The organism is Polaromonas sp. CF318 (assembly GCF_000282655.1).
Lineage (GTDB): Bacteria > Pseudomonadota > Gammaproteobacteria > Burkholderiales > Burkholderiaceae_C > Polaromonas.
The window spans coordinates 1-6,726 of the sequence record NZ_AKIV01000028.1 but is presented as its reverse complement, the minus strand read 5'-3'; the positions used below and the strand labels follow the sequence as shown (position 1 = coordinate 6,726).

Here is a 6,726-nt window from a genome sequence, read left to right as displayed (position 1 = left end):
GCGGTGCAGGGGGGAGCCGCTGACGGCCATTTCCTGCGCCAGCGCGAGCTTGAACTCGCGCAGGCCCGGGTAGCCCAGGTCGCGGCAGGTGCGCATGATGGTGGGCACCGAGCTGCCCGCGCGCTGCGCCAGCTGCTCAAAACTTTCATCCAGCACGCGCTGGGGGTCCTGCAGGATCAACTCCAGCACGCTGCGCCTGGACGTGGGGGCGCTGGCGATGGTCTCGGCGATTTTGGCAAGAACTTGTGAGGTCATGGGGTTGGTTGCGGCGCGCGGGAAGCCGCGCGATCCATCAAGGCGTCAGGCAGTTTAGAAGCAGGTGACGAGGGCATCGCAGACCGTGTAATTCTCATCGACAACCGGCATCCAGCGCCATTTGTCGAAGGTGGTGCAGGGATGGGAGATGCCCAGCGCCACGAGGTCACCGACCTTGAGCGCGGCAAGTTCGGGGCCGCTGCCGCGCAAGTAGGCATGCTGGTCGTTGAGCGCCGTGACCTTCCAGTCCGCGGGAGCGGCCACGGGCGCGGCGCCAGGTGCGCCTATCGAGGACAGCGGTATCGGCATTTCCAGGTCGTAGGACAGGTCGCGCCGGCCCACGGCCAGAATGGCCAGGCCCGGTTCGGGGCAGGACTGCACCGTGGCCCAGACTTCAATCGCGGGCCTGAGACCATCTTTGCCGGCGCTGCCATGCAGGCGCGCATTGACAGAGCTGACCAGGCGCTTGTAGTTGCCGTGGTCGTGCGTGATGTAGCAGCCCGAACGCAGCAGGCCGCGCACCGGCCGCGAGAGCTTGGGCGTGAGCCAGCCGCTGACCAGGTCGAAGATGGCCGAGCCGCCGGCCGTCATCAAAATTTCGTCGCTGTCGAACAGCCCCTGCTGGTCGCAGGCCAGGGCAATGTCGCAGGTGCGCCGCATCAGCGCATCGGCATAAGCCTTGTCCGCCGCCGAATCGCCGGTGGCACCCTGCCCTTCATAGGTCTCTATGCCGACCAGACGGCAGGCCAGGCTGGTGCGCAGGGCGGCGGCCAGGGCCATGGCGTCGGCCTCGTTGCGCACGCCGGTGCGCGCACCCATGACACCGATTTCCATCAGCACCTCGAAGGGCGAAACCATGGCGGCGGCATTGGCGCGGGCCCAGGCCTCGATCAGCGCCAGCTGGGCCAATGAGTCCACCAGGAAGACGATGCGCAGGCCGGCGTATTCGCGCAGCATGCCCTGGATGCCGGCCAGGTCCATGGCGTTCACCACCTGGTTGGCGATGATGAGGCGTTTGGCGCCGGCCGTGATACCGGCGCGCATCTGCGTGACGGTGGCGAAGGTCAGGCCCCAGGCACCTTCGTCGAGCTGGCGCTTGAGCAATTGCGGCGACATCGTGGTCTTGCCGTGCGGCGCCATGTCCACGCCCTGGCTTTTGGCAAAGCGCTGCATCCAGCCAAGGTTGTGCTTCATCGCCGACTGTTTGACGACGGCCAGGGGCAGCGGCAGGTCGCCCTTGAGCACGTTCCAGCCCTGCTTGCCCATCTCGGAGCGGCGCACCGGCCCGCTGTTGTGGGGAAAGCCCTTGAAGCTGCGGTCGAGCTGCGGGTCCAGGAGGTCTTGCAATGTGGTCATGAGTTTTTTTTGGGGGGGTCAGGCAGCGGCCAATGTAGCAGCGGGCACAAAGGCGACAGGCACGGCGCCGGCGATATCGTCGCGTATGCAGGCCTTGAAGCGGCCCTTGCCCATGTCGCGCAGCTCGGGGCGCGTGACGGAGCAGGCATCGATCACATGCGGGCAGCGCGTGCGGAACACGCAGCCCGAGGGCGGGTTGACGGGGCTGGGGATGTCGCCCTTGAGCGCAATGCGTTCGCTTTTGTGCTCAGGATCGGGCTTGGGTGAGGCCGCCAGCAAGGCTTGCGTATAAGGATGCAGCGGCCGCGCAAACAGCTCGGCCGTGGGCGCGACTTCCATCACGCGGCCGAGATACAGCACCACGACGCGGTCGCACAAATACTCGACCACGTCGAGGTCGTGCGAGATGAACAGCATGGTCAGCGACAGCCGGTCGCGCAGGTCGCACAGCAGGTTAACCACCTGCGCCTGGATGGACACGTCGAGCGCCGACAGCGGCTCGTCGGCCACGATGAACTCGGGCTCGACCGCGAGCGCCCGCGCCACGCCTATGCGCTGGCGCTGGCCCCCGGAAAACTCATGCGGGTAGCGGCTGGCATGTTCGGCGCGCAGGCCGACCAGTTCCAGCAGCTCGGCAATGCGCGCCTCGCGCGCTTCCTTGCCCTTGGCCAGGCCGTGCACCTGCAGGGCTTCGCCCAGGATGTCCTTGACCCGCATCTTGGGGTTCAGGCTGGCATAAGGGTCCTGGAAAATCATCTGCAGCTTGCTGCGCAGCGCGCGCATGCGGCTGCTCGATGCCGAGCCCAGGTCCTCGCCGCGGTACAGCACCTGGCCCGAGGTGGCCTCGATCAGGCGCAGCAGGGTGCGGCCTATGGTGCTTTTGCCCGAGCCGGATTCGCCGACCAGGCCCAGGGTTTCACCGGGCTGGATGCTGAAGGAGACGTCGTCGACCGCGCGCACCGGCTTGGTCGAAGCGCCGAAATAACGCTGCAGGTTTTTGACTTCAATCAAAGGGGTGCTCATGCGGACTCCACCGTGGCCGTGGCTGTTTCTTCGACACGTATGCAGCGCGCGCTGCGGCTTGGGCCGGCGGCCAGCAACGCGGGCATGGCGTCGCGGCAAGGCGGGATGGCCAGGTCGCAGCGCGGCTCAAAAGCGCAGCCCGGCGGCGGCGCCATCGGGCTGGAGACCTGGCCGCGTATGGCATAAAGCCGGCGTTTGGCACCGGCCTGGCCGCTGGCCAGTTCGCGCTTGCGCTGCTGTGCGGGCAGGCAGGCCAGCAGGCCCTGGGTATAGGGGTGGCGCGGCTGGGCAAACAGCTCGCGCACCGGCGCGGCTTCCACAATGCGGCCCGCGTACATCACGGCCACGTCGTCGGCATGGTGGGCCACCACGCCGAGGTTGTGGGTGATGAACAAAATGCTCATGCCGGTCTCGGCCTGCAGACGGCGCATGAGCTCCAGGATCTGCGCCTGTATGGTCACGTCCAGCGCGGTGGTGGGCTCGTCGGCGATCAGCAGCGTCGGGTTGCAGGCCATGGCCAGCGCGATCATCACGCGCTGGCGCATGCCGCCCGAGAGCTGGTGCGGGTATTCATTGAGGCGCTGTGCGGCGGCCGGGATCTCGACCAGCTCCAGCATGCGCAGCGCATGTGCCAGTGCAGCCTTGCGGTCCAGCCCCATGTGCAGGCGCACCGACTCGGCGATCTGCTCGCCCACGGTGAAGACCGGGTTCAGGCTGGTCATGGGCTCCTGGAAGATCATGGCGATCTCGTTGCCGCGTATGCGCCGCATCTCGGCCTCGGGCAGGGACAGCAGGTCCAGCGTCTGGCCGGCGCGGTTGGTAAACAAGGCCTCGCCGCTGATCTGCGTGGAGGCGGTGCGCGACAAGAGGCGCATCAGCGTGAGGCTGGTCACCGACTTGCCGGAGCCCGACTCGCCGACCAGCGCCGTGGTCTTGCCGGGGCGTATGCTGAAGCTCACGTCGGCCACCGAGCGGACCAAGCCCTCGTCGGTGTCGAAAAAGGTGCTGAGATGGCGGACTTCCAACCGGTTCACGTCGATTTCCTTCACATCGATTTCCTCAGGCGCGGATCCAGCAGATCGCGAATGCCGTCGCCCAGCAGTTGCAGCGAGAGCGCAGTGAGGATGATCGCCAGCCCTGGGAACAGCACGATCCACAGCGCCTGGTGGGCGTACTGCTGGCTGCCGGCCACCATGGTGCCCCAGGTCGGAATCTCGGGCGGCACGCCCACGCCCAGGAAGGACAGCGCGGCCTCGGCCAGGATGGCGTAAGCAAAGATAAAGGACGCCTGCACCAGGATGGGCGACATGAGGTTGGGCAGGATGTGGCGCAGCAGGATGCGCGCGGTGGAGACACCGACGGCACGCGCGGCCTCGACGAACAGCAGCTCGCGCACCACGAGAGTGGAGGCCCGCACCACCCGCGCCACCCGCGGCGTGTAGACCAGCACCAGGGCCAGCACCACGTTGAGCATGGAGGGCCCGAGGATGCCGACCAGTGCGATCGCCAGCAGGATATCGGGGAAAGACATCATCGCGTCGACCACACGCATGATGGGCGCGTCGAGCCGGCGGAAGAACCCGGCCACCAGGCCGAACAATGTGCCCAGCACAATGGAGCCAATGGCCGTCAGCGCGGCGATGGTCAGCGAATAACGCGCACCATAAGCAATACGCGCGAACAGGTCGCGGCCCAGCTCGTCGGTGCCCAGCAGGTGTTGGGCCGTCGGCGCGGAGAGGCGCTCGCGCACCGCCGTATCGTTGGGGTCGTAGCCGCTGACCACATTGGCCAGCAGCGCGACACCGACCACGACCAGCAGGCAGATGCCGGCCGCCAGCACGATGCGGCGGCGGAAGAGCTTCTTCAAAGTGAGAGGGATTTTCATGCGCAGTCTTTTTGGCAGCGTAGAAGGTGTGAAGAAACCGTAGCGAGCGGCCCGAGGTCGCGCCGAGGACCGGAGCCGTACACCCGTACGGTGAGGATCGCGGGTGCGAGATCGGGACGCGCAGTAGGGTTATTCATGGCTTCTCAGTATTTCACGCGAGGATCAACAAGCATGTAGAGCAAGTCGGTCAGGAAATTGATCACCACATAGATCATGGCCACCACCAGCAGCGCGCCCTGGATGACCGGATAGTCGCGCCGTATCACCGCGCTCACCACCAGGTTGCCCACACCGGGCAGACCGAACACGGTCTCCGTCACCACGGCGCCGCCTATCATCAGCGCCACCGTCAAGCCGAGGACGGTGACGATGGGCACCAGCGCGTTGCGCAGCGCATGCTTGAGCACCACCACGTTTTCCGACAGGCCCTTGGCCCGCGCGGTGCGCACATAGTCCTCGCCCAGCACATCCAGCATGGAGGCGCGGGTGAAGCGGATGATCAGCGCCGAGTTGAGCACGCCCAGCACCGTGGCCGGCAGCACCAGGCAATGGATTCGCTCGGCCAGCGAGGCGCCCGGCTCGCCGTAGCCCGAAACAGGGAACCACCCCAGCGACACCGCGAAAATCTGCATGAGCACCAGGCCGAACCAGAAGCTGGGCACGCTGGCCCCCAGCATCGCGAATCCGGTAAAGGCCTGGTCGACAGCCTTGCCGCGGAACACCGCCGAGACGATGCCGCAGGGCACGCCGATCAGCGCGGCGAGCGCGACCGCCATCAGCGAGAGCAAGGTGGTGGGCTCGGCCCGCTCCCAGAGCGCCTGGGTCACGGGCCGCTGCAGAAAGATCGATTCGCCCAGGTTGCCGTGAGCCAGCTCGCGGATCCACAGCACGAACTGCACCGGCAGGGGCTTGTCCAGGCCGTAGACCTTCTGCACCCGGGCGATGTCCTCGGCCGTGGCCTGGTCGCCCAGCAGCACCGCGATCGGGTCGCCCGGGGCGGCACGTGTGAGCACAAATACGATAACGGCCACCAAGGCCATCACCACCAGCATGCCCATTGCGCGTGATAACAAATAGCGCGTCATGACCTTGTTCTATCCAGAAAAATGATCTTCATATCCATTCGACAGTGGCTCTGGTCAACACTCATTCGGCCTGAAACAAAGCGAAACCAGCCTGAGCCGCGGAACCGGCTTTGCCGGGCCGCAGGCGCGCGGCCCCCTCGGGGGGCAGCGAAGTACACGCAGTGACGAGCGTGGGGGCTCAATTCAAGCGTGGGGGCTCATCTCAAGCGTGGGGGCTCAATTTTTCAGGCTTGTATTCCAGAAGAACGGATAGGTATAAGGCGTGTAACCCTGCAATGCCGGTGCGCGCGCCGACAGGCTGGCGAATTTGCCGACCTGGATGTAGGGCACTTCGTCGTAGACCACCTGCTGCACTTTGCCCCATAGCGCCCCGCGCTTGGCCGGGTTCGGCTCCTGGTTCAGCGCGGCCAGCGCCTCCTGCTTGGCCGGCGAGGTCCACCAGCCCGGCGCGCCATCGCCCAGTTGCGGGGGCGAGAGCATGGGCTCGGGGAACAAGCCGGAATGGGTGATATAGATATCCCACAGCTTGGGGTCGGCGCGGCGCTGCAGCAGCGTCGCCCACTCCACCACGTTCAGCTCGGCCTTGAAGCCGGCGCGCTTGAGCTGCTCGGCCATGATAAGCGCCATGTTGTAGTGAAAGTCATATTGGCGGCTGGTCAGGATGCGGATGGTCTCACCCTTGTAGCCGGCCTGCTCTGCCTGGCTCTTGGCCTTCTTCGCATCGCGTTCGTTGTAAGCCTCGGTACCGGCGGTCGAATAAAAAGGCGTGCCTTTGGGGAAGTGGTTGCCCTCAGCGACGAAAAAGCGCGTGTCGCCAAAGCCGGCCGCCAGCATCTCGCCTTCACCCAGCGCGGTCTGCACCGCCTTGCGCACCGGCTGGCGCGCCAGCGAGCCTTCCTTGGTGTTGAACACCAGGTAGGGGAAACCAAACGATGGCGTCATGATCGGCACCACCTTGCCGCCGGCCTTCTCCAGCCGCGGCAAAGCCTCGATCGGTAGCAGGTCGGCGTAGTGGAACTGGCCGGCCAGCGCGCCTTCCACTCGCGTGTTGGCATTGGGCACCGGCACGAAGCGCAGTTCCTCCACCGAGGCCACCCGCTTGCCGCCGTAGCCGCTGGGGGG

Annotated in this window: 7 protein-coding genes; all 7 read right to left on the bottom strand. The window is 66.1% G+C overall.

Annotated elements, in window-relative coordinates; all coding sequences use genetic code 11:
- A partial coding sequence (locus tag PMI15_RS04005) for a MurR/RpiR family transcriptional regulator (protein WP_007863989.1) occupies positions 1 to 255 on the bottom strand: 255 nt, incomplete at its 3' end.
- A 54-nt stretch (positions 256 to 309) separates the two neighbouring features.
- On the bottom strand, positions 310 to 1,611 hold the full coding sequence (locus PMI15_RS04000; RefSeq protein WP_007863987.1) for an alanine racemase: 1,302 nt from the start codon (positions 1,609 to 1,611) through the stop codon (positions 310 to 312).
- 18 nt (positions 1,612 to 1,629) lie between these two features.
- Positions 1,630 to 2,634, bottom strand: a complete 1,005-nt coding sequence (locus tag PMI15_RS03995) for an ABC transporter ATP-binding protein (RefSeq protein WP_007863985.1) — start codon at positions 2,632 to 2,634, stop codon at positions 1,630 to 1,632.
- A complete protein-coding gene (locus PMI15_RS03990; protein ID WP_036837414.1) occupies positions 2,631 to 3,683 on the bottom strand; it encodes an ABC transporter ATP-binding protein in 1,053 nt (350 codons plus the stop codon). The genes PMI15_RS03995 and PMI15_RS03990 overlap by 4 nt, the downstream gene beginning before the upstream one ends.
- A complete protein-coding gene (locus PMI15_RS03985; protein WP_007863982.1) occupies positions 3,680 to 4,519 on the bottom strand; it encodes an ABC transporter permease in 840 nt (279 codons plus the stop codon). The genes PMI15_RS03990 and PMI15_RS03985 overlap by 4 nt, the downstream gene beginning before the upstream one ends.
- A gap of 143 nt (positions 4,520 to 4,662) precedes the next feature.
- Positions 4,663 to 5,604, bottom strand: a complete 942-nt coding sequence (locus PMI15_RS03980) for an ABC transporter permease (RefSeq protein ID WP_007863980.1) — start codon at positions 5,602 to 5,604, stop codon at positions 4,663 to 4,665.
- A gap of 216 nt (positions 5,605 to 5,820) precedes the next feature.
- The coding region (locus PMI15_RS03975) for an ABC transporter substrate-binding protein (RefSeq protein WP_007863978.1) at positions 5,821 to 6,726 on the bottom strand (906 nt) is incomplete at its 5' end.

What these genes read in the sequence shown, in the direction of transcription:
- PMI15_RS03995 (WP_007863985.1), bottom strand. Translation starts at nt 2,634, where the DNA reads ATGAGCACCCCTTTGATTGAAGTCAAAAACCTGCAGCGTTATTTCGGC.
- PMI15_RS04000 (WP_007863987.1), bottom strand. Translation starts at nt 1,611, where the DNA reads ATGACCACATTGCAAGACCTCCTGGACCCGCAGCTCGACCGCAGCTTC.
- PMI15_RS03985 (WP_007863982.1), bottom strand. Translation starts at nt 4,519, where the DNA reads ATGAAAATCCCTCTCACTTTGAAGAAGCTCTTCCGCCGCCGCATCGTG.
- PMI15_RS03980 (WP_007863980.1), bottom strand. Translation starts at nt 5,604, where the DNA reads ATGACGCGCTATTTGTTATCACGCGCAATGGGCATGCTGGTGGTGATG.